At 58.6% G+C, this 19,668-nt stretch carries 19 protein-coding genes and 1 other RNA gene; 6 read left to right on the top strand and 14 right to left on the bottom strand.

Annotated features, from left to right (window positions below):
* The first annotated feature begins 51 nt into the window (after nt 1-51).
* Nucleotides 52-1,497, top strand: a complete 1,446-nt coding sequence (locus tag VHB22_RS00640) for a mannose-1-phosphate guanylyltransferase/mannose-6-phosphate isomerase (protein WP_325455008.1) — start codon at nt 52-54, stop codon at nt 1,495-1,497.
* Between the two features lie 6 nt (nt 1,498-1,503).
* Here the strand turns inward: VHB22_RS00640 and pssA are convergent, their stop codons facing one another.
* The 9 genes from pssA to VHB22_RS00595 all read right to left on the bottom strand — a co-directional run bounded on the left by pssA (nt 1,504) and on the right by VHB22_RS00595 (nt 9,621).
* Nucleotides 1,504-2,430: a CDP-diacylglycerol--serine O-phosphatidyltransferase gene (pssA, locus tag VHB22_RS00635; protein WP_325455007.1), complete on the bottom strand. Its 927-nt coding sequence runs from the start codon at nt 2,428-2,430 to the stop codon at nt 1,504-1,506.
* A 45-nt stretch (nt 2,431-2,475) separates the two neighbouring features.
* Nucleotides 2,476-3,189, bottom strand: coding sequence for a phosphatidylserine decarboxylase (locus VHB22_RS00630; protein WP_414652688.1), 714 nt, complete (start codon nt 3,187-3,189; stop codon nt 2,476-2,478).
* 42 nt (nt 3,190-3,231) lie between these two features.
* A complete protein-coding gene (locus VHB22_RS00625) occupies nt 3,232-4,701 on the bottom strand; it encodes a Do family serine endopeptidase (RefSeq protein ID WP_325455006.1) in 1,470 nt (489 codons plus the stop codon).
* Nucleotides 4,702-4,827: 126 nt separating this feature from the next.
* Nucleotides 4,828-5,013: a DUF2065 domain-containing protein gene (locus VHB22_RS00620; protein WP_325455005.1), complete on the bottom strand. Its 186-nt coding sequence runs from the start codon at nt 5,011-5,013 to the stop codon at nt 4,828-4,830.
* Nucleotides 5,010-5,927, bottom strand: coding sequence for a protease modulator HflC (locus VHB22_RS00615; RefSeq protein ID WP_325455004.1), 918 nt, complete (start codon nt 5,925-5,927; stop codon nt 5,010-5,012). Before VHB22_RS00615 ends, VHB22_RS00620 begins: the two co-directional genes overlap by 4 nt.
* Nucleotide 5,928: 1 nt before the next feature.
* A complete protein-coding gene (gene hflK, locus VHB22_RS00610) occupies nt 5,929-7,104 on the bottom strand; it encodes an FtsH protease activity modulator HflK (RefSeq protein WP_325455003.1) in 1,176 nt (391 codons plus the stop codon).
* 227 nt (nt 7,105-7,331) lie between these two features.
* Nucleotides 7,332-7,877 carry a dihydrofolate reductase gene (locus VHB22_RS00605; protein ID WP_325455002.1) on the bottom strand — a complete coding sequence of 182 codons (546 nt, stop codon included), beginning with the start codon at nt 7,875-7,877 and terminating at the stop codon, nt 7,332-7,334.
* A gap of 123 nt (nt 7,878-8,000) precedes the next feature.
* Complete coding sequence (locus tag VHB22_RS00600) at nt 8,001-8,795, bottom strand: thymidylate synthase (protein ID WP_325455001.1); 795 nt, start codon at nt 8,793-8,795, stop codon at nt 8,001-8,003.
* A gap of 34 nt (nt 8,796-8,829) precedes the next feature.
* Nucleotides 8,830-9,621, bottom strand: a complete 792-nt coding sequence (locus tag VHB22_RS00595; RefSeq protein WP_325455000.1) for a CPBP family intramembrane glutamic endopeptidase — start codon at nt 9,619-9,621, stop codon at nt 8,830-8,832.
* Between the two features lie 132 nt (nt 9,622-9,753).
* Here VHB22_RS00595 and ssrA point away from each other — a divergent pair.
* Both ssrA and VHB22_RS00585 read left to right on the top strand, forming a co-directional pair.
* Nucleotides 9,754-10,152, top strand: a transfer-messenger RNA (tmRNA) gene (gene ssrA, locus VHB22_RS00590).
* Nucleotides 10,153-10,242: 90 nt separating this feature from the next.
* Complete coding sequence (locus tag VHB22_RS00585) at nt 10,243-10,911, top strand: SspB family protein (protein ID WP_325454999.1); 669 nt, start codon at nt 10,243-10,245, stop codon at nt 10,909-10,911.
* 58 nt (nt 10,912-10,969) lie between these two features.
* Here VHB22_RS00585 and VHB22_RS00580 read toward each other — a convergent pair whose 3' ends face one another.
* From VHB22_RS00580 to VHB22_RS00565, 4 genes are all read right to left on the bottom strand, one after another.
* On the bottom strand, nt 10,970-11,155 hold the full coding sequence (locus VHB22_RS00580; RefSeq protein ID WP_325454998.1) for a hypothetical protein: 186 nt from the start codon (nt 11,153-11,155) through the stop codon (nt 10,970-10,972).
* Nucleotides 11,156-11,170: 15 nt separating this feature from the next.
* Entirely contained in the window at nt 11,171-11,389 is a 219-nt protein-coding gene (locus VHB22_RS00575; RefSeq protein WP_325454997.1) for a hypothetical protein, read from the bottom strand.
* Nucleotides 11,390-11,506: 117 nt separating this feature from the next.
* Nucleotides 11,507-12,565 carry an acyltransferase gene (locus tag VHB22_RS00570; RefSeq protein WP_325454996.1) on the bottom strand — a complete coding sequence of 353 codons (1,059 nt, stop codon included), beginning with the start codon at nt 12,563-12,565 and terminating at the stop codon, nt 11,507-11,509.
* A 338-nt stretch (nt 12,566-12,903) separates the two neighbouring features.
* Nucleotides 12,904-13,413, bottom strand: a complete 510-nt coding sequence (locus VHB22_RS00565) for a hypothetical protein (protein ID WP_325454995.1) — start codon at nt 13,411-13,413, stop codon at nt 12,904-12,906.
* 185 nt (nt 13,414-13,598) lie between these two features.
* Between VHB22_RS00565 and fumC the strand changes: the two genes are divergently transcribed.
* The 3 genes from fumC to VHB22_RS00550 all read left to right on the top strand — a co-directional run bounded on the left by fumC (nt 13,599) and on the right by VHB22_RS00550 (nt 15,575).
* Nucleotides 13,599-14,990, top strand: a complete 1,392-nt coding sequence (gene fumC, locus VHB22_RS00560) for a class II fumarate hydratase (RefSeq protein WP_325454994.1) — start codon at nt 13,599-13,601, stop codon at nt 14,988-14,990.
* 112 nt (nt 14,991-15,102) lie between these two features.
* Complete coding sequence (locus VHB22_RS00555) at nt 15,103-15,327, top strand: DUF4169 family protein (protein ID WP_325454993.1); 225 nt, start codon at nt 15,103-15,105, stop codon at nt 15,325-15,327.
* A complete protein-coding gene (locus VHB22_RS00550; RefSeq protein WP_325454992.1) occupies nt 15,324-15,575 on the top strand; it encodes a ribbon-helix-helix domain-containing protein in 252 nt (83 codons plus the stop codon). Before VHB22_RS00555 ends, VHB22_RS00550 begins: the two co-directional genes overlap by 4 nt.
* Here the strand turns inward: VHB22_RS00550 and VHB22_RS00545 are convergent.
* Nucleotides 15,572-19,585 (bottom strand): AsmA family protein, encoded by a 4,014-nt coding sequence (locus VHB22_RS00545; protein ID WP_325454991.1) that lies wholly within the window; start codon nt 19,583-19,585, stop codon nt 15,572-15,574. The two genes, VHB22_RS00550 and VHB22_RS00545, sit on opposite strands and share 4 nt — an antisense overlap.
* Between the last annotated feature and the right edge of the window lie 83 nt (nt 19,586-19,668).

Below are 19,668 nucleotides of genomic sequence, written 5' to 3'. Positions count from 1 at the left end.
CGGCCGCACCGCATCTTAGAGCTTTACGGCTAGCTGGTTGGGCCCGATTGCATGCGCAATATCTATCCCGTGATCCTTTCCGGCGGCTCCGGAACCCGTCTCTGGCCGTTGTCACGGTCGATGTATCCCAAACAGTTCATCCGTTTCTTCAATGGCCAGGACGGTAGCTTTCTCAATGCCGCACTGACTCGGCTGCAGCAAACGTCAGGTTTCAAGGAGCCGATCCTTCTCTGCAACAACGATCATCGCTTCCTCATCCGCGAAGAAGTCGAACGTGCCGGACTTAAACCGCTTGCGATTATACTTGAGCCAGTTGCACGCAACACGGCCCCGGCAATTGCGGTGGCGGCCTTGGTCGCCCTCGAAGCGAGCCCCGACGCCATCCTCGCCGTCATGCCGTCCGACCACGTCGTCGAGGATAAGGAGGTTTTCGCCGAAGCCGTAAAACGCGCCGCCGAGGTCGCTGCGGCCGGCAAGCTCGTGCTCTTCGGCGTTAAACCCACCGAAGCCCATACGGGATACGGTTACATCAAGCGGGGCGACGCACTATCGGGGTTCGGCGAGCACGCGTTTGCAGTCGACTCCTTTGCCGAAAAACCCGACCGGGCAACGGCCGAAGGCTATCTTGCGACTGGCAGCCATTTCTGGAACAGCGGCATCTTCGTTCTGGACGCCAAAACGTATCTCGAAGAGATCGAGCGGCTGCATCCCGAAATCCTGCAGGCGGCGCGCGCTGCCGTTGACGGCGCACAGGAGGATCTGGGCTTTCTGCGTCTCGACAAAAATGGCTTCGCCTCAGCCACGAACATTTCCGTCGACTACGCAGTGATGGAGAAGACGGCGGAAGCAGCAATGCTGCCGCTGAACGTCGGCTGGAACGACGTCGGCTCTTGGACGTCGCTGTGGGATATCGCGCCCAGAGATGACAAAGGCAACTACGTTAAGGGCGACGCCGTCCTTGAAGACACAACCGACTGCTACGTGCACTCGGAAAAGGCCATTGTCTCGACCATCGGCGTGAAAGATCTCGTCATCGTGGATACGCCGGACGCGCTGCTCGTTGCCGACAAGGCGCGCACACAGGACGTGTCGAAGATCGTGCAGCGCCTCAAGCAGTCGAACCGTAAGGAGCAAGAGCAACACCTCAGGAATTACCGGCCCTGGGGCTACTTCGAGACGCTAAACATCGGCCCGAGATTTCAAGTCAAGCTTCTGCATGTGAACCCGGGCGGCAAGCTGTCGATGCAAATGCATCATCACCGGTCCGAACATTGGATCGTCGTTCAAGGAACGGCCAAGGTCGTCATCGGCGAGAACGAACAGCTCGTGCGCGAGAATGAAAGCGTCTACATCATCGCAACCCAGTGGCACCGTCTCGAAAATCCCGGCAAGGTTCCCGTCGAAATCATCGAAGTGCAGATCGGATCATACCTCGGCGAAGACGATATACTGCGCACGGACGATATCTATAATCGCGCACCCGAAGAAACGAAATAGCACAGCTTACTTGGGCCCGTCGGACGATGGAGATCTTAGCGTGAAAATGCGCCCCGTCGTGGACGGCGGCTGCTCGGCTGGTTTCTCCGGCTGCACGAAAGGATCGAGCCTCTCAGCAACACTTGGCTCGCCGCTCTCTTCGACCTTGTCTCTAAAATTCCGCCAACTCGCGGGAATACAGGCGAGATAGACCAACGTGATCGCCGTCAGCGTTTGATAGGGATACGTGAACAGCATCGCAACTACGCCGACTGCGATGACGAAAATCGGTAACACCCATTCCCGCCCCACGCGCTCGCCGAGCAGTTTTCCAGAATACGTCGGTATCGTCGAAACCATCATGAAAGCGATGAAAAGCGTATAGACCAAAACGCCCATCAGGGCCCATCGGGCTTTAAGCTCATCGACACCAAGCTGATAGATGTAGACTGGCAGCAGAACGGCGATCGCCGCCGCGGGCGTCGGCATTCCGATGAAGTAGTTCGACTGCCATTTCGGACGTTCGTCATCGATAGCAGCGTTAAAGCGCGCAAGCCTGAGTGCGGACGCCAGCGCGAAGATCATCACGCAAATCCAGCCCGCGCTTTTGAGATCCCCAAGTCCCCAATTGAAGACCAGAAAGGCCGGAGCAACGCCGAAATTCACAAAGTCAGCAAGACTGTCGAGCTCCGCCCCAAAGCGCGAGGATGCCTTCAAAAGACGCGCGATACGTCCGTCGATACCGTCGAGGCATCCTGCGAACACGATCGCGGCCAGCGCCAGGTCATAGCGCCCCTCGATGCCCATACGGATTGAGGTGAGACCCGCACAAAGCCCAAGCAGCGTGAAAAAATTCGGGACCAGCATGCGCACCGGTACGCGCCGATGCCGGAACAGCGAGCGCCGTCGGCGCCGCCGCGTTTCCGTTTCCAGCATTGGTTCATCTGGATCCATGGCAGGTCTCCTTCGACCACGCGCACAGGGCAGCCGTAAAACAGCTTAGCCGAGTCGAGCCTCCCGTTCGGGCTCTATAGAATGAAGATCCGCCAAAACCGTCTCGCCTGCAACCGCTCGTTGGCCGACACTCACAAGAGCGACCTTACCGGGCGGCAAATAAACATCGACCCGCGAACCGAACCGGATCAAGCCAAAGCGCTGCCCGGCACCGACCGTATCTCCCATTTCGGAGAACGTCACGATACGCCGCGCCACGAGCCCGGCGATCTGTACCACCCCGATTTCGCCATCCGACGGTGTCTCGATCACGAGAATGCGCCGCTCGTTGTCCTCGCTCGCCTTATCGAGCGCGGCATTGAGAAACGCGCCCGGAACATAGAGCGAGCGCACGATCCGCCCACCCACGGGAGCGCGATTGATATGCACGTCGAAAATGGAAAGGAACGTCGAGATACGAACACGCTCCTCCGAACCCATCCCTAGCTCGGCTGGCGGAATCACCTTGTCTATCGCCGAAATCTTTCCGTCCGCCGCCGAGATGACCAGCCCCGGCCGCACCGGCGTCACCCGTTGGGGATCGCGGAAGAAATAGACGACCCAAGCCGTGACCAACGCCGCGATCCAGCCGAGCGGCGGATAGATCAAAAAGAACACCAGCGTAACGATCGCACCGATCGCAATGAACTTGTGTCCGTCCGGATGCACAGGCGCGAACGATTCGAAAATGGTGTCAAGAATACCCTGATGCTCGGACACGTATCCCTCCCAGCGTGCCTTTCAATAAAACGAAGGCACGAATTACGAAATCGGTACGGCGACAAACCTGAGATCGCCTTTCCCATCCTCGACGCGAAGCAGAACGGCTTTGCTGCGCCCCGACTTCTTCACCTTATCGATTTGGGCTGCAACATCCTCGGGATCGGTGACGGCTTCCTGTGCCGCTTCGACGATGACGTCCCCTGCCTTGATGCCCTTCCCAGCCGCAGGACTCTTCGGATCGACCGCTTCAACGACAACGCCTTTAATCTTGCCGTCCAGATGATATTTCTGCCTTAGCTCGTTCGTTAAAGTCGAGAGCTTCAAACCGATGATCGCTGCTCCCGGAGGTGTCCCGCCCTCTTCGTCAGGGCCTTTGAGATCGTTGTCGCTATCGTCCTGATCTTCGAGCCGGCCAACGGTGACCTGCACCGACTTGGTTTCTCCCTTACGCAAAAGTTCAACATCGACGGCCTTCCCGATCGGCGCCTGCGCCACAATCCGCGGGAGGCCGCGCATCGTCGTCACGTCCTTGTTGTCGAATTTCATGATGACGTCGCCCGCCTTCAGCCCCGCTTTCGAAGCCGGGCTATCTGGAGTAACCGCCGCAATCAGCGCGCCGCGATCTTCGGGAAGGCCCAAAGTTTCGGCAATGTCATCTGTCACGCTCTGGATCTTGACACCGAGCCAGCCGCGCCGCACTTCGCCGTATTGCTTTAGCTGGTCGATGACATTCGAAACGGTATCGGAAGGCACCGCGAAACCGATGCCGATCGAGCCGCCCGTTGGCGAAATAATCGCCGTATTCACGCCGATCACCTCGCCGTCCATGTTGAACAGCGGACCGCCGGAATTGCCCTTGTTGATTGCCGCATCCGTCTGCAAGTAGTCGTCATAAGGTCCCGAATTGATATCGCGGCTCTTGGCCGAGATGATACCGACCGAGACCGAGCCGCCAAGTCCAAAGGGATTGCCGATGGCCATCACCCAATCACCGACTTCGATCTTGTCGGACGATCCGAATTTCACATCGACGAGCGGCTTCTTCGGCGTGACCTTGAGAAGCGCAAGATCTGCTTTGGTATCTCGGCCGATGATCTTGTCGACCCTCAGTTTTGAGCCGTCATGAAAGTTGATATCGATTTCCTCGGCGCCCTCGATAACGTGGTTGTTGGTGACGATAAGCCCTTCTTTGCCATCGATGACGAAACCCGATCCGAGCGATGAGATCTTGCGATCCTCATGCGGAACGCCGCCACGTTTGTTGAAGAAGTCGTCGAAGAAATCTTCGAACGGGGCGCCCTTCGGTACTTTCGGCAATGGCACGCCCGATGGGCCCTTCACCGTCTGGGAGGTTGCGATATTGACGACGGCATCGATCAGCTTCTTGGCGAGCGGTGCAACGGATTTCGGGCCATTCTCGAAGGCCTGGGCCGAGCCCGGCAAAAAGACCATAGCCATGATCGCGCCAAGCGATAGCCGATACAAAAGCGCGAAACCTTTTCCGGTCATTGCAGAACTCCAGTATCCAGCCCCGAGCGGCGCACAATCCGCTCCAGGTCAATTGGCGCAAGATCAAAGCTTCAGAATGGCGATGGTAGCATATTGCCGGCATGGGGGGACAAGTCGGCCGCCCGATTATCCTCGGGCCAGCCAAACGAAAAAAACGCCCATTGCCACGGCGATTAAGGCAAAGGTCTGAATAGGGCCGTTGCCGCGATTGGCAATGTCCGTGACCACACGCCGCGCGGTATCTGGCGCGAGCGCCCACAGCAGCCCCTCAAGCACGAGCGCAATCCCGAGCCCGGCGAGAAGGTCGCTCATTGCGCCGGCGGAGACGTAGACGGCTCCGACGCCGCAGACGAAGCCTTCGTCCGCCCATGCGGATCCTCGAAATACCGGAAGAAATCGCTGTCGGGCGAAAGCAACATCCGCGTATCGTTCGGCTTGATAGCCGTGGTGTACGCCTGCATAGACCGATAGAACCGGAAGAAGTCGGGGTCTTTGCCGAACGCATCGGCGAAGATCTGGCTTCGTTTCGCTTCGCCGTCGCCGCGAATTTCATCCGACTTCTTGGTCGCTTCTGCCTTGATGATCGTGACCGCCTTGTCGGCGTTGGCGCGGATGCGATTGCTCTCGGCTTCGCCCTGGGCGCGAAGCTCCGTCGCCTCGCGAACACGATCGGCCCGCATCCGGTCGTAGACCTTCACGAGATTGACCTTGGGCAGATCAGCGCGCTTGATGCGCACATCGACGACCTCCAGACCATAGTCGCGGCCTTCCTTATTCACCTGCGCCGCAATCTGCTTCATCAGAGGCTCGCGCTTGTCCTTCACGATCTCCAGTAGGGTCGCCGAACCGAGCACACGCCGGATCTCCGATTCGATCAGCGGACTGAGAACGTCGCGCACGCGCTGCTCGTCTCGGACGTTCTGATAGAACTTCAACGGATCGGTGATCCGGTACCGCGCATAAGCATCGACGATAAGCCGTTGTTGATCGGACGCCGTGACTTCCTGCTCGGTCGTGTCGAGGTCGAGAATGCGCTTATCGAACTTGTCGACCGTATCGATGAACGGCACTTTCCATTTGAGGCCCGGAGACTCGATGATTTGCTGCGTCTTGCCGAAACGAAGCACCATTGCTTGCTCGTTCTGGTGAACAATGAACGCCGACGCGTAAAGTCCGGCCAGGGCGACGATTAAGACGATAAGGATGAAAGCGAAAAACGCGCGCATTTTATTTCGATTCCTCGGCCGGTTCGCGCTTCTGGAGTTGCTCTAGCGGAAGGTAGGGCACGACACCCTGGCCGCCCTTCTTCTGATCGATGATGATCTTGTCTGCGCCCGAGAGCACACGCTCCTGCATTTCAAGATAGAGGCGCTCGCGGGTAACATCCGGAGCCTTCTTGTACTGATCGTAGACCTTCAGGAAGCGCGCGGCCTGACCGGTCGCTTCGGCAACGGTCTGATCGCGATAGCCTTCTGCTGCGGCAACGATGCGGTCGGCCTCGCCATGCGCGCGCGGCGTTACCTGATCGGCATACGTTTGCGCCTGTTTGATCAGCGTCTCTTTCTCCTGCGCCGCCGCAGCGACTTCACGGAACGCCCCGATGACTTCCTCGGGAGGATCGACCTCTTTCAATTGCACCTGATCGATCTTGATACCGGCGCGATAGTAATCGAGCGTTTTCTGCATCAACTTCCGTACGTCTTCCTGCGTCTGCTGACGTCCGCCGGTCAGGAGCGGCTGCAGGTTCGACTGTCCGACAACCTCGCGCATTGCGCTTTCGGCAACCTCGCGCACCGTCGTTTCCGGCTGCGCGATGTTGAACAAGAACTGTTCGACGCCGGTATCGCCATTGTTCGGGTCTTTGTCCGGGCTGATACGCCAGTACACGACGAAACGCACATCGACGACGCTGCCGTCGCCCGTCAACATGAGGCCGCTGTCGCGTGCGCCGATGACACTACGCGCGCTTCCGACTTCGATCGTGCGCTGCTGCGTGACTTTCGGGAGCCGCACTTCCTCGATTGGATACGGCCAACGGAAGTGTAGACCGGGACCTTCCCAGCGCTCGTATTTGCCGAAGCGGAGAACGATGCCCTGCTCATCGGGGTTCACGCGATAAAAAAATCCGTAGAACGCGACGCCAGCGAGCAGCAGAAGTCCGAGAAGGAAAAGGAATGTGCGCGGAACGCCGCCAACCCCGCCGCTACCTGAGCCACCACCGCCGCCGCCACGGCCCATGACCTGGCGCATGCGATCCTGGCCACGGCGCAGAATCTCGTCGAGATCCGGGGGCTCCTTGCCGCCGCCGCCACCACCAGATCCCCACGGACCCTGTCCCCATGGACCGCCACCTTTACGGCCGCCGTTTCCACCGCTACCGCCGCCTTGATTACTCCAGGGCATAAATCAGGGCCTCGTTCGTATTGTGAGCTGAAATGAGGGTCGCGCCGCCGGCATTTTCCGATCCGTTGCTACCGCAACGGTCGGATACGAAGCATGGGACGTGCACGATAGAAACCTCGATGTCTTAGAGAAACCAATGATTGAGCGCAGCTTATAGGTCAGGGGTCTTCCGATCGCAAATTCCGCCCGGATTGGCTAATCGCAATTTGGGATGCCACGGCCACGCTTCAAGGGTGTTGCTCGCCCTCTCCGGCCTGTCCGGTGCGCCGTTCGTAAATGAATAGCGTCGACGCAAACTCGTCGCGCGGGCCTTGAGACAAAGCCTCTTTGCTCATTTCCTGCCAAATCGCAGTGTCGAGGGGCGCGAAATGCCGGTCGCCATCGACAACGGCATGAACGCGGGTCAGGTAGATGCGGTCCGCAACAGGTAGTGTTGCATCGAACACACCGACGCCGCCAATAACCATGATTTCATCGGCCCCACGGGTGGTAGCGAGAATTCGAGCCAAGGTCAGGGCGTCGGTTACCGTCTCGCACGTCGAAACACCGTCCGCAGTAAACTGCGGATCGCGCGTCACGACGATGTTGTCCCGCCCGTCGAGCGCCTTGCCGATCGACTGGAACGTTCGCCGCCCCATGACGATGGGCTTGTCCATCGTCAGCTTGCGGAACGTCTTCAGGTCCGATGAAAGCCGCCAGGGCAGCGCCCCGTCGCGTCCAATAACACCATTCTCGGAAACGGCAACGATGAGGGAAATCGGTAAGTCGTTCATCCCCGACCGATAGCAACGCCCCGCGCAATAGGCAATTGCGCATCGTTTAGGTCAGCCTTCGGGAATCTTACGCCCGATCCCCGAACGGCTCGCAAGCTCACCGTTCGAAGATGACAGAAACCGTCACACCGCCACCGGCGCTTTGATGTGCGGCCAGGGATCGTAGCCCGTCAGCTCGAAGTCCTCATATTTGAAATCGAAGATCGACGCGACATTCGGATTGATCTTCATCTCGGGCAACGCGCGCGGTATCCGCGACAACTGCAAATCCGCCTGCTCGATATGATTGAGATAAAGATGCGCATCCCCGAACGTGTGCACGAAGTCCCCAGGCCTAAGCCCTGTCACTTGCGCCATCATCATCGTCAGCAGGGCATAGCTCGCGATGTTGAACGGCACGCCGAGGAAAATATCGGCCGACCGCTGATAAAGCTGGCACGAGAGCTTCCCATCCGCGACGTAAAACTGAAAGAGGCAATGGCACGGCGCCAGAGCCATCTTTGATAATTCGCCAGGGTTCCACGCCGTCACGATGATGCGCCGCGAATCCGGATTGCGCGTCAGATCGGAAACGGCAGCGGCGATCTGATCGATGGTCGATCCGTCCGGCACTTCCCAGCTCCGCCATTGCTTGCCGTAAACCGGGCCGAGATTACCCTCCGCGTCTGCCCACTCATCCCAGATGCTGACGCCATTGTCCTTCAGATATTGCGTATTCGTAGCGCCCGATAAAAACCAAAGAAGCTCGACGATGATCGATTTCACATGCAGCTTCTTCGTCGTGACGAGCGGAAACCCCTTCGACAGATCGAAGCGCATCTGATGCCCAAAGACCGACAGCGTACCGGTCCCCGTGCGATCGGTCTTCGTCACACCTTCGGTGCGCACGCGGCGCAAGAGATCCAGGTATTGCTGCATAAACGAGACCTAGCGCGATTCTATCAATACCCGGCTACCCGTTTATGAGAGAGCTATTCGGTGCATACGCCAATACAAGCACAATCAACGAGTTGTAAGCGCCGTGACATAGGATTGGCGTGAGCAACGAACCGGTTCGTTCACGGATGAACGCCAAGTAGATACCAATGAGGGTAATCGCGACCAGACCGTAGACGGAATAATTCGCGTGCAAGAACGCCCACATGATCGCCGTCGCCGCTGCCGCCCCGGCGATGCCCAAAGGCGAACGCCGCAAAGCTCCGTAAAGCAGTCCGCGAAATAAACATTCTTCTGCGAGTGGAGCTCCGATCCCCGCCGCAATCAACACCAGCCACCATGTCCTGGCTTTCATCAGACTAGCGAACGGACTCATGTCCTGGCGAAAAGCGTCCTTATCCACCGCGAACACAAGGCATCCGTAAAGAAGCGCAAGTGCCATCAATCCGAGTGCCGACAGCACAAGAGTCTTGAGACCGCCGCGCGGCATGCCGAAGCGCAAAAATGGCTCACCGGAATAGTCCAGAAAAACGCTGGTCGCAAAAACCAGGAGGATCGTTACCGATTGGAACGCGAAGAGCGAGACGGCGACACGCGCCGTAAGCAACGCCTCGGTTTCCCCTGCGGCAAAAGCGCGAGGCTCGTTGAGCCTCGTCCAGCTGTCGAATACGGCAGAAGCTCCGAACCCCGCGAGCGTAGCCAGCACGACGATGCCGACCGCCGTGGCCAGCACGAGAATGATGGTCCGCCACGGCAACTGCGTGTCGGGCACATATATGCGATCTTCCAATGAAACGCTCACGTGCATGTGTCCACTTACGGCAATCCCAGGGAGCATGCCGTATCGCGGACCCGACTGGAACGGCTTTCGCCGCTCGCGACGTTCAACCGCGGCCAACTGGTAACAGGTTTTTCACGGCCCGGCGAATGGCATCGGGAAATGCTTTTTTTTGCCTCCCGCAATCATTATATTCGGTGGGCTGGCTTGCCAGCTATGGCGATAAACGCGGTCGTAATAAGCCGATCGGACCCGGGGGCGGTACCCGGCGCCTCCACCATATTTCTTCGCCGCGCCCTGCGGCCGGCTCTCCGAAGGAGAGTCGCAGGGCGCAAGCGAAAACTAATGGGGGCGAAATAGGATCGACGAAGGTGTAAAGGACTTTGCTTTTGCCCGGCATGATACCACCGTTATCGGGTCATACAGAATAGTTGCCAATGACAACTATGCTGAGGCCGCTCTCGCTGCGTAATGCAGCGCGATTAGCCTGAACTTGAAGCCCTTGCCCCTAGCCGGGTAAGGCGCGGTCCGGAGGGCACCGGGCAACAGAAGCCCTCCACTCTTACGGGTTACAGGCCAAACGGGCTTGACTGATCGCCAAATCTGATTTCAGAGGTCGGTCACAATGCGGCATTTCTTGAAGGCTGAGGCATGGCGACAGGGCCATCGATAGATTACGCAAAGCTGCAGCAGGAAGCGATGCGCGGTGTCGTTCGCGCCGTTTTGCAGCAGATCGTGAAGTCCGGCCTTCCGGGCGAACACCACTTTTACATTTCGTTCCTGACTCAGGCGCCCGGCGTCATTCTCTCGAAACGTCTCAAAGAGAAGTATCCGAGCGAGATGACGATCGTGTTGCAGCATCGGTTCTGGGACCTCATCGTTTCGGATGAGCGCTTCGAAGTGAAGCTGACATTCGACGGCATCCCGGAACGGCTTGTCGTACCATTCACGGCGATCAAGGTGTTTATCGATCCGAGCGTCCGCTTTGGTCTGCAATTCGATGAAGAAGTTAGCGACAACGAACCTCTACATCAGGAGCGTCACGCCCTGACCGCCGACGCGACTTACGACCAGATGGGCGACGCAGGCAGTGAAATGCCCCGCGCTGCTCCCAAGAAGCCACGCGCGCCGCGTCGCCGCACCGATAAAGACACGGCAGCTTCGCCAGCCGCGCGACGGCCGTCGGAACCGACGCCGCCGTCGCCCGAACCCGCCATCCGCGCGGGTGAAGCAACCGCGAAGGACGATAGCGAAAACGATGTACCGCCCTCCACGGAAGGCGCCAAAATCTTGAGCCTCGACCAATTTCGCAAAAAATAGCAGAAGCCAGCCAATTGCGCGGCTAAGGCCTGCATCTGCCCGAAATGGGCTCGCAAGGTTATTTGTCGGGCTTACTTGTATCTTTGGCGGTCGCCCCGTCGTCATCAATGTTCGTGCTTCGGGCCGCCTCGACTTCCTTGAGCGTCTCGATTGCGTCGATCATGCGCCAGTTGAGAGGACGGCGCACTTCTCCGCGAAAATACTTTTTCAGTCCTCCACCCAGCCGCTTCAGCGTGTCGTTCACGGGATGGCCTTCCGTCTAAGCCCGTTGTGGAATTTTGAACTGTTCGACCACGAAATTCGTCAACCTCTTGGGATCGTGCTCGCCGGCCCTCATGAACCCCGTCACCAAAAAAGCGACGCGCTCCCGCGAAGCGGTGTCGGATTCCGCCACAGCGAGTTCAGCGCAAGCCAAATCCATGGCCCGCTGCATGATATTTAGGTTGTCGTTATCGATGACACCGCGAGGAAACGGCATTTGCCCACCCTTCTGTCTGCGACGCACGCACGACGCACGAGCCATCGATATTGTTCCCTTGCGGTATGCATCTTGATCTTTGTGCATTTAAACGTTGCGGTATGACACCACGGCAATTTACCGGGCAGCACCGCGAGCCATTGAAAAAATGCGGGTGGACTTCAGCGCCAGCGCCGGCTTTTCGATGAAATGCCAAGACAAAGAGGCAGGCACAATCGTGACCGCAAAGCTGACGACGACATGGATGAACGGATTCCAACCCGGCAAGAGTACGCTGGTCATCTGCTGAACCGGATAGGCATAAATATAAATACCGTAGGAATAGTCCGGAAAAGCGTTCAATCCGGCAAACATCCTTTTGACGCCGAACGCTATCCACAACGTCAGCACTGCGACCGACGCGGTAGCAATAATCATTCCTTGGGACGTGCCGGCAAGAACCGCCGAAAGCGAAAGCACAACCAGAATTAAAACGACATTCGGAGTGTTTTGCCTGGTCGCCTGAAACCAAGCGCCGATCGAAAACGGGATGAACAACGAAAAGATATTACTCGCTTGCACCGGAATAGAGCGGCCGAGAGCAACGGGAACAAGATACCCGATCGCGCAAGCAACTCCGCAGACGACGATGATGTTCGCAAACTTTATCCCTGCCCGACTGGATACAACAAAAAGCATGAAAAGTATGAAATAGGCCGCGACCTCGTATCTCAGCGTCCACAGAGAGCCATTGGCAAATTTCAGCACGTTGTTTTGAAACGCTCCGGGAAGAGAATATTCCATCGACAGCAGCGTTCCGGATCCAAATATATACCGCAGTGTCTGATGGTTGGTAAAATAGTCGGCAAAACTGAGCGTCGAAAACGCAGAGATGATAACCCCCGTAATCGCCGTACAAACAATTAGGCCAGGAAAGATTCGCAGGAAGCGCGCTTTCCAAAATTCGCCCGCAGGGTGCCGTTGCACAGACGCACTGATCAAATAACCGCTGATCGTGAAGAACATCACGACAGCAGACCAGCCGAGCTCCAACCCGGTGAAGCGGAAATATTCATCCTGGAACCCGCGTATTCCGTGCGCGTGCGCGAGAATGACCAGCGACGCAGCGATCCAGCGCAATGCCTGAAAGTTATTGGCATGCCGAACGGGTCGTGTGGACTGGATCTCCCGGGACACGACTTTTTCTGAGCTTTCGGACTGCTCACCGAGAACAGGAAATTTTTTCAAAACCAACCGCGCCAACTTACCGTGGACGTAGTGGAGGACGCGCAAGCATGCGCGCTCAAATCTCCTTCGGGAAACGATTAGACAGAGTTTACACGAAGAAGCAGATGTGGCGTTTCAACTCAGAATACACGGCCAATACGAAGAATCGCGCCGCCATAACGCTCGCGAATCTTGTGCACGAAACGATCACAACAATCACAAAGCGTTCGCCGCACACTCCGGCTCGCGACTAAATTTTTATTTCAAAGTTCACGATCGGCTTGCTGGAGGGCGCAGCAAAGGCAAATTTAGATCTTCCTGCTGTCATAGGCCCAGTGGAGTAGAGCTTGCCGCTGGCGCCGCCGGCAGCCCAAATCGTGAGCCTCGCAGTTGCGCTTCAATTGCGCGACATGACGCCGGATCTGCTTCCAGCGCTTGATCTGACGAGCATCCTCGTCTTCCAAGCGTCGGCCCATGTAATAACGGCAGTACCATTGAAACCACCCGCGCGGATCGTCACGATAGATCCATCCTTTTTTGCGCCAGATTGAGAGAGGTTGGCTTGCGCTAACGCCGAAATAATTCTGTGCAGGATCGGATCCGCTCGGAGACAGCTTCGCGCGCTGAAACCAGCTTTTTGGAAACTCCCTTCGGCAGTCGGTCATGTATTTGCCACCGAAGACGCCAAGACGAAGCATCTCGGCTGGTGTGAGTTCCGGCTCGAAGTCGGGCGCGAAATTTCGCCCCGTGGGCGCCACCAATTCGTAGGTATACCCCCGCTGCATCTTGTCGTTTACGCGCACCGACTTGCGTCTCATGTCCACAGCCTCATTCCATCGGACCGATCGAGTTTTAGCAGCGACCCTGGACACGCGCCGCAGGCTGGGTCTCCGGTCTCGTCGGGGACAACAACAGCATTACCGGCTCGACAAATCGAGGCGTATGCGCGACGAAGCACCAATTCCAAGCTGTCCTGCGAAACATTAACGAGACCGAACACATCATGGCCAAGACCCGCACAGAGACCGACACCTTCGGGCCCATCGAAGTCGCCGCTGACAAGTATTGGGGCGCACAGGCTCAGCGCAGCCTCGGCAATTTCAAGATCGGATGGGAAAAGCAGCCGGCATCGATTGTCCGGGCGCTCGGGGTCATCAAACGCGCCGCCGCCGAAACGAACATGGCTCTTGGCCGTCTCGACCCGAAGGTCGGCGAAGCCATCGTCAAGGCCGCCCAGGAAGTCATGGACGGTAAGCTCGACGATCACTTCCCGCTCGTCGTTTGGCAAACGGGCTCCGGAACGCAATCGAACATGAACGCCAACGAGGTCATCTCAAACCGCGCAATAGAGATGTTGGGCGGCGAAATGGGCTCAAAAAAGCCCGTGCACCCGAACGATCACGTCAATATGAGCCAATCCTCGAACGACACCTACCCCACGGCGATGCATATCGCGTGCTCGGAGGAAGTCGTGCATCGGCTGCTCCCGGCGCTGCGAAAGCTTCATAAAGCGTTGTTGGACAAGGCCGAAGCTTGGTCCCGCATCATTAAGATCGGCCGTACGCATACGCAAGACGCGACACCGTTGACCCTCGGCCAGGAATTCTCCGGCTATGCGCAGCAAGTTGAGAACGGCATCGCCCGCATAGAATCAACCTTGCCCGCATTGATGCAGCTCGCACAGGGCGGCACGGCCGTTGGCACGGGTTTGAACGCGCCGAAAGGCTTCGCTGAAATGATCGCCGCCCGCATCGCGTCGATCACTCAACTTCCGTTCAAAACCGCTCCCAATAAATTCGAAGCCCTCGCAGCCCACGACGCGATGGTCTTTTCCCACGGCGCTATCAATACGGTCGCCGTATCGCTGTTCAAGATCGCTAACGATATCCGGCTTCTGGGCTCCGGTCCGCGCTCGGGGCTCGGAGAACTCGCGCTTCCTGAAAACGAGCCTGGCTCCTCAATCATGCCCGGCAAAGTTAATCCCACGCAGTGCGAAGCCCTGACGCAAGTGTGCGTCCAGGTGTTTGGCAATCAAGCGGCACTGTCCTTCGCTGGCAGCCAGGGCCATTTTGAACTGAACGTCTACAATCCCGTCATGGCCTACAATTTCTTGCAATCCACGAACCTCATCGCCGATGCCGCGGTATCCTTCACCGACAATTGTGTCGTCGGCATCGAGCCGCGCGAAGACAACATCAAAGCGGGCCTTGAGCGCTCGTTAATGCTCGTGACGGCACTGGCGCCAAAGATCGGTTACGACAATGCCGCCAAGATTGCCAAAACCGCGCATAAGAACGGCACCACGCTGCGCGAAGAAGCCGTCGGAGGCGGGTATGTGACTGACAAGGAATTCGACGAGATCGTGCGGCCCGAGAAGATGATCGCGCCGGACTGAAATCGGTGCGCACACATGCAATCGCAAGCGAGCGTTTGACGCCTTCGCATTACTGCACATAAAATGCATCAATGGAGAGTGCCACGTTGGCACTCGTGGCGGAGTGCATTTTATGACCGCAGAGATCGTCAATCTCAACAAGGTCCGCAAAGCCCGCGAGCGCGCTATCCGCGAGAGGGACGCGCAAGAGAACCGGCTGAAGTACGGACAGTCAAAGGCTGATCGCCATCTCTTTGACGCCAAGCAGCGAAAGTCACAGGCGGACTTGGACGGAACACGGCGCCATTCGGATGGACTCGGCGACGACGATGATTCAGGGCCCGATCGCGCATCGTGACGCGGCCCGAAAAGCGCTCGTTTTCGATTCAGGGCCACCGCACGTCGATTTCGCTTGAGACAGCCTTTTGGGCCGCTCTCAAGGATGCAGCGGCCGAAGATGGCCGAACGCTCGCGGGCTTGATCAGCGCGATCGACAAGGAACGCGGCGACGCAGGCCTGTCGAGTGCAGTCCGCGTGTGGCTGTTGAAGCGGCTTCAGGAAAAAGCCAACGAAAATCGGCTAAATAAAGAAGGCGCCGCGTCCTAAGGGATATTCCCCAGCGAGCGCAACACTTCATCCGATGATGTCCTACGCCTGATGGGTGCGCGTTGCGCAGGACGAGTTGCCGTCACCGGCCGCACCGTCGTATCCGGCACTTGAACTGGAACGTTGGTCTGGGCGTCGGCCTCGGTGGACTCGTCCTCAGGCGGAGGAATGGGCTCGACGGTGATCGCAGGCGTCCGAACGCTATCGGCGCTGACCGCATTGGAAGATGCGGACTTGGCGTCGTCTTTTTGGTCCGCTTGCGGCGTGATGACCGGCGAATTGGGAACCGTCTGGGTTTTGAATGCCGGGGCAGCCGGAGCGCGCGCGTTCGGAGCGCGCGCGTCACTTCCGGAACTGCTATCCGCGGTTCCAGCCGATTCCGGCAACACCGACGGCAACGGCGCGGGTTGCTTCTTCGCGCCGGCCGCGCGCTGAGCATCAAGAGCTTTGCGCTTTTCCTTCTCGCGTCGCACCCGCTCCTCGTCGATACGCCGCGACAGTTCAAGCTGCTGAACATTACGTTCGACCTGGCGCACCGAAAGCTCGCGCTGAAGATCCGATACGTCGACACTCGACTTAATGACTGCCAGGTTGTCTAGCGGCCCGTCATAAAGCACGACGACAGGCGGCAACGGCCCCTTTGCGGGCGGCGGCTTCCAGCCGGGCAATTGCGCAGAAGGAGCAACAAGCGGCGTAGCCAGCGCCGAAATCTGGCAAGAAGTGGTCACGTTAAGCGACGTCAGATCGACCGACGTCGTTGCCTCCAGTTTGCCGTTCGGCGCATCGAGCCCGAGCGTTTGGACCTTCGCCGTTCCATCCGCTAGGGAGATTGGAAGATCGCGATCGCCGAGGGACACTTCCGAGGTCGTCAGCGACGTTAATAGAGCCGTTGAAATCGCACGCGGATCGTTCTGCACCTTGCCCTGCAAAACACCATCCGCAATATCGGCTACCGCCGCGACCGAGGGACCATGCACCGTCGCATTCTTGAGCCGCGCATGCCCGGTGCCTTCCATGACCGCGATAAGCCCCGCCGGACTCTGGGCGCGCGCGCCTGCCGTGAGTTCAAACGTCGCTGAACCCTTCGCCAAGGGGCTCAGCGCCGCAAGCTTTGCACTATCGAGTTTAAGATTGGTCGAGAGCACGACACCGTCGGGGGCTTTTTCGAGACTTAGGCCACCGGTCAGCCGCCCACCTGCCGCGGCCGCTGAGAGAGAACTGACGGCGACCTTATCGGGCGTAACCGAAAGTTGCATCTCACCGTCACGCGTCGCGAGATTGCCGCTTAGATCAAGGGACGCAAAACTCAGCCGCACGTTGGCATCCGTACCCGTAAGCGCGCCGAAATTGAACACGCCGCTCGGCCAAATTGAATTTATTGCCTGAACCGCCGCATCATCCGTTTCCGCCACATCGCCGTTGCTCGATGGAATAGCGGGCTTGTCGGTCAGTACCGCAAGAAGTGGCGTGACGGTGACGCGATCCGCGCCGACCTTGCCGACGATATGCCGGCGGCCGTCTGCCCCTGCCTCAATTTCCAAGTACGATGCGACCGTCGACGTACCGAGCATCAGATCGCGAGTCGCGATAGTCCATTTGCCTTTGTCACGCGTCAGATCGATCGCGCCATGTACCGCCGCACCCTCGGCGCCCCGAGGCAACGAAAGACCAGCGACCGATAACACATCGGCGAAATCGTCCGCTTTGACGTTCGCCGTTCCGTTAAGCGCGAGCGCGGCATTTTCCGGCCAGACCGCACTGCCATTGAAAGCCGTATCGAAACCCTGGCCTGCAATCTCGAACCTCACCTTCGCACCCGAGTCGAAGGTCCCGGCCGCAATCAGCGATGCTTCCGCAGGCGCAGGATTTTGATCGTTTGGTGTGCGCTTGTCGGCGGTAAACGCCGTAAGCAGCGACGGCAATGAGGGCGCGTTGAGCGACGCCTGCACGCGGCTCGGCTTTGATCGCCATGCCGTCAAGCCGTGATCGAACTCGGCGACGCCCTTCAAACGCGCATCATTGAGGGTGCCGTCGAAGGTAACGTCGCTCGCTGCAGGCGCACGCCGGCCAAGCTCTATCAGGCCCGCAAGCTTGGCGTGTCCTAGCCTCCCGAATAAATCCTCTCCGAAAAGCGGCTGTAAGCCGGCTCTGCGACCGAGATCGCGCATAGCCTCCGGCGTCGGCGCGATCACATCATAGGCAAGTGTCCCAACCGGCCCCTCATCACGCGTTTTGACCCGGCCTTCAAGGCTGATCGTCAGCCCCTTTTCGGTCGTGAGCTTTGCCGCGGGCAGGCTGATGTCCTTACCTTCCGTCTCGAATGTCACGTCGACGTCGTGATAGATATTTTTCCCGTCGGTCAAACGACCGGCAATGACACGCACCTGCATGTCACCGGACAGAGCCTCGGCCGCCGCCGTGTCAGAGCCGACCGACGCGAGGCCCACTGCCCGGCGAAGCTGCTCCTCAAGAGAGTCCGCAGTCTTCGGAAAAATTGCTCGCGTATCGAGATCCGCCGCTTGTAGCGTTAGATCGGTGCGCTTTCGGACACCCTGCGAAATTGTTAGATCGCCTGAGATTGCGCGGCCCGAAATGTCGCCGGAAGCATCGGCAATCGCCAGCCGCGTCTCATCGATGTCGATCTTTCCACTAAATGAAAACGCGCCGTCCGACGTGATGTCGATCGGCATTCCGGATTTCCCCGCCCACGATTTAAGGCGAGCGAGACTCGTGCCACCGATAAAAACATCGCCCGAAAAGCGATGCTTACCGTCGGCGACCTTCCTCAAGTCGCCCGTAAGGTCGAGCCGCGATCCGCCCGGCAAGCTGACGTTGAATTTGGTGATGTGGGTGACGGCGCCGTCTCTATCGGCATCAATATTTAGCCCGCCGGCGGTTTCACCACCGACCTTCACCTGCTGAATATTGATATTGGCGTTGGCCTTGCCATCTCCCGCTACGGATTGCATCAGACCGACAGTCAACTGCTTGAGCTTGGAGAACGACGCGCTGCCCTGCCCTGCTCCAGCCAGACGGTCGAGATCAAGCCACTTCGACGATAGCGTGAGATCGAGGCGCGTCGGCGTCGTCCATCTCGCGACCGCCGATCCGGTGATCATCTGCGGCTCGGCTGCATTGTCGAGCGACAGCGTAAGATCGTCAAACTTGGCACCGAGCGCATCGGCCGTCACATCTGCCTTGAGATCGAGGAGCGGAATATCGCCGCCGTCGTCCTTCGCCGCGTGGTCGCCGACGGGCATCGTCAACGTGCCGGTCCAGGTGCCCTTGAACCCCGGCCTGGTGTCGAGATCGGCGACGCGCCCGTCGAGAAGATAGACATTCGGCGACCCATCCGAGCGCGCCGAGATCTTGAGCCCGAAAGAACCGTCCGGCGACGGCGCCTCGGTGGCAAAGGCAAGTTCGTGCGCTATCCCGGACCAGGCAGCTTTCCCCTTGAAGCGGAACGGCCCCTGCAGCCCGTCGCCGGAGAGCTCGCCGTTGATATTCTCGATCTGCGCGACGCGCTCGCTCGCCGCATTGTAGAATAAAACGGTCCCATCGATCAGCTTCACCGACCGCAAAGTGACGTCGCGCGGCGCGAACGGAAGATCGCCTGACCTCAGCCGGATGTTGCTCCAGTTCCCGCCGCCGGTCTTGTCCACGGCCAGCGTCAGCACCGGCTTGTTCAGCTCGATCTCGCTAGCTTCCAGAACGCCGCGCAAAAGAGCCGGACCCGAAAGCCACATCGTGAAGCTGTCGGCCCGGACGAACGGCTCGCCGGTATCCCCGCTGACATTCGCAATACGGACCTTTTCGAAGCGGACATAGGGCGCAGGCAGAAACTTGAGATTGACTGATCCGCCGACACGAACTTCGCGGCCGAGCACTTTCGAGGCTTCTTCCTCGAACACGCCGCGATAACTGTTCCAGTCGATGAAGCTCGGCGCCGCGAAAAGCGCCGAAAGCACGACGATCAGAAGCGCACCGAGAAATAACAGCCCGTTGTTCATGAACGTCTCTTGCGGCCCGCACCACGATTGCCGAGCGCTAACGGCGGACCGGATTGAAATACGCGCCGCCACACGCATCTATA

It is taken from the genome of Hyphomicrobium sp. (assembly GCF_035548195.1).
In the GTDB taxonomy this organism is placed as follows: domain Bacteria; phylum Pseudomonadota; class Alphaproteobacteria; order Rhizobiales; family Hyphomicrobiaceae; genus Hyphomicrobium_B.
The sequence above is the reverse complement of the archived record's forward strand: the minus strand, read 5'-3'. Positions and strand labels throughout refer to the sequence as shown.

Bases quoted from the DNA above. Each gene is read 5' to 3' on its own strand.
- VHB22_RS00640 (WP_325455008.1), top strand. From the start codon at position 52: ATGCGCAATATCTATCCCGTGATCCTTTCCGGCGGCTCCGGAACCCGT.
- pssA (WP_325455007.1), bottom strand. From the start codon at position 2,430: ATGGATCCAGATGAACCAATGCTGGAAACGGAAACGCGGCGGCGCCGA.
- VHB22_RS00625 (WP_325455006.1), bottom strand. From the start codon at position 4,701: ATGACCGGAAAAGGTTTCGCGCTTTTGTATCGGCTATCGCTTGGCGCG.
- VHB22_RS00620 (WP_325455005.1), bottom strand. From the start codon at position 5,013: ATGAGCGACCTTCTCGCCGGGCTCGGGATTGCGCTCGTGCTTGAGGGG.
- VHB22_RS00615 (WP_325455004.1), bottom strand. From the start codon at position 5,927: ATGCGCGCGTTTTTCGCTTTCATCCTTATCGTCTTAATCGTCGCCCTG.
- hflK (WP_325455003.1), bottom strand. From the start codon at position 7,104: ATGCCCTGGAGTAATCAAGGCGGCGGTAGCGGTGGAAACGGCGGCCGT.
- VHB22_RS00605 (WP_325455002.1), bottom strand. From the start codon at position 7,877: ATGAACGACTTACCGATTTCCCTCATCGTTGCCGTTTCCGAGAATGGT.
- VHB22_RS00600 (WP_325455001.1), bottom strand. From the start codon at position 8,795: ATGCAGCAATACCTGGATCTCTTGCGCCGCGTGCGCACCGAAGGTGTG.
- VHB22_RS00595 (WP_325455000.1), bottom strand. From the start codon at position 9,621: ATGCACGTGAGCGTTTCATTGGAAGATCGCATATATGTGCCCGACACG.
- VHB22_RS00585 (WP_325454999.1), top strand. From the start codon at position 10,243: ATGGCGACAGGGCCATCGATAGATTACGCAAAGCTGCAGCAGGAAGCG.
- VHB22_RS00575 (WP_325454997.1), bottom strand. From the start codon at position 11,389: ATGCCGTTTCCTCGCGGTGTCATCGATAACGACAACCTAAATATCATG.
- VHB22_RS00565 (WP_325454995.1), bottom strand. From the start codon at position 13,413: ATGAGACGCAAGTCGGTGCGCGTAAACGACAAGATGCAGCGGGGGTAT.
- fumC (WP_325454994.1), top strand. From the start codon at position 13,599: ATGGCCAAGACCCGCACAGAGACCGACACCTTCGGGCCCATCGAAGTC.
- VHB22_RS00555 (WP_325454993.1), top strand. From the start codon at position 15,103: ATGACCGCAGAGATCGTCAATCTCAACAAGGTCCGCAAAGCCCGCGAG.
- VHB22_RS00545 (WP_325454991.1), bottom strand. From the start codon at position 19,585: ATGAACAACGGGCTGTTATTTCTCGGTGCGCTTCTGATCGTCGTGCTT.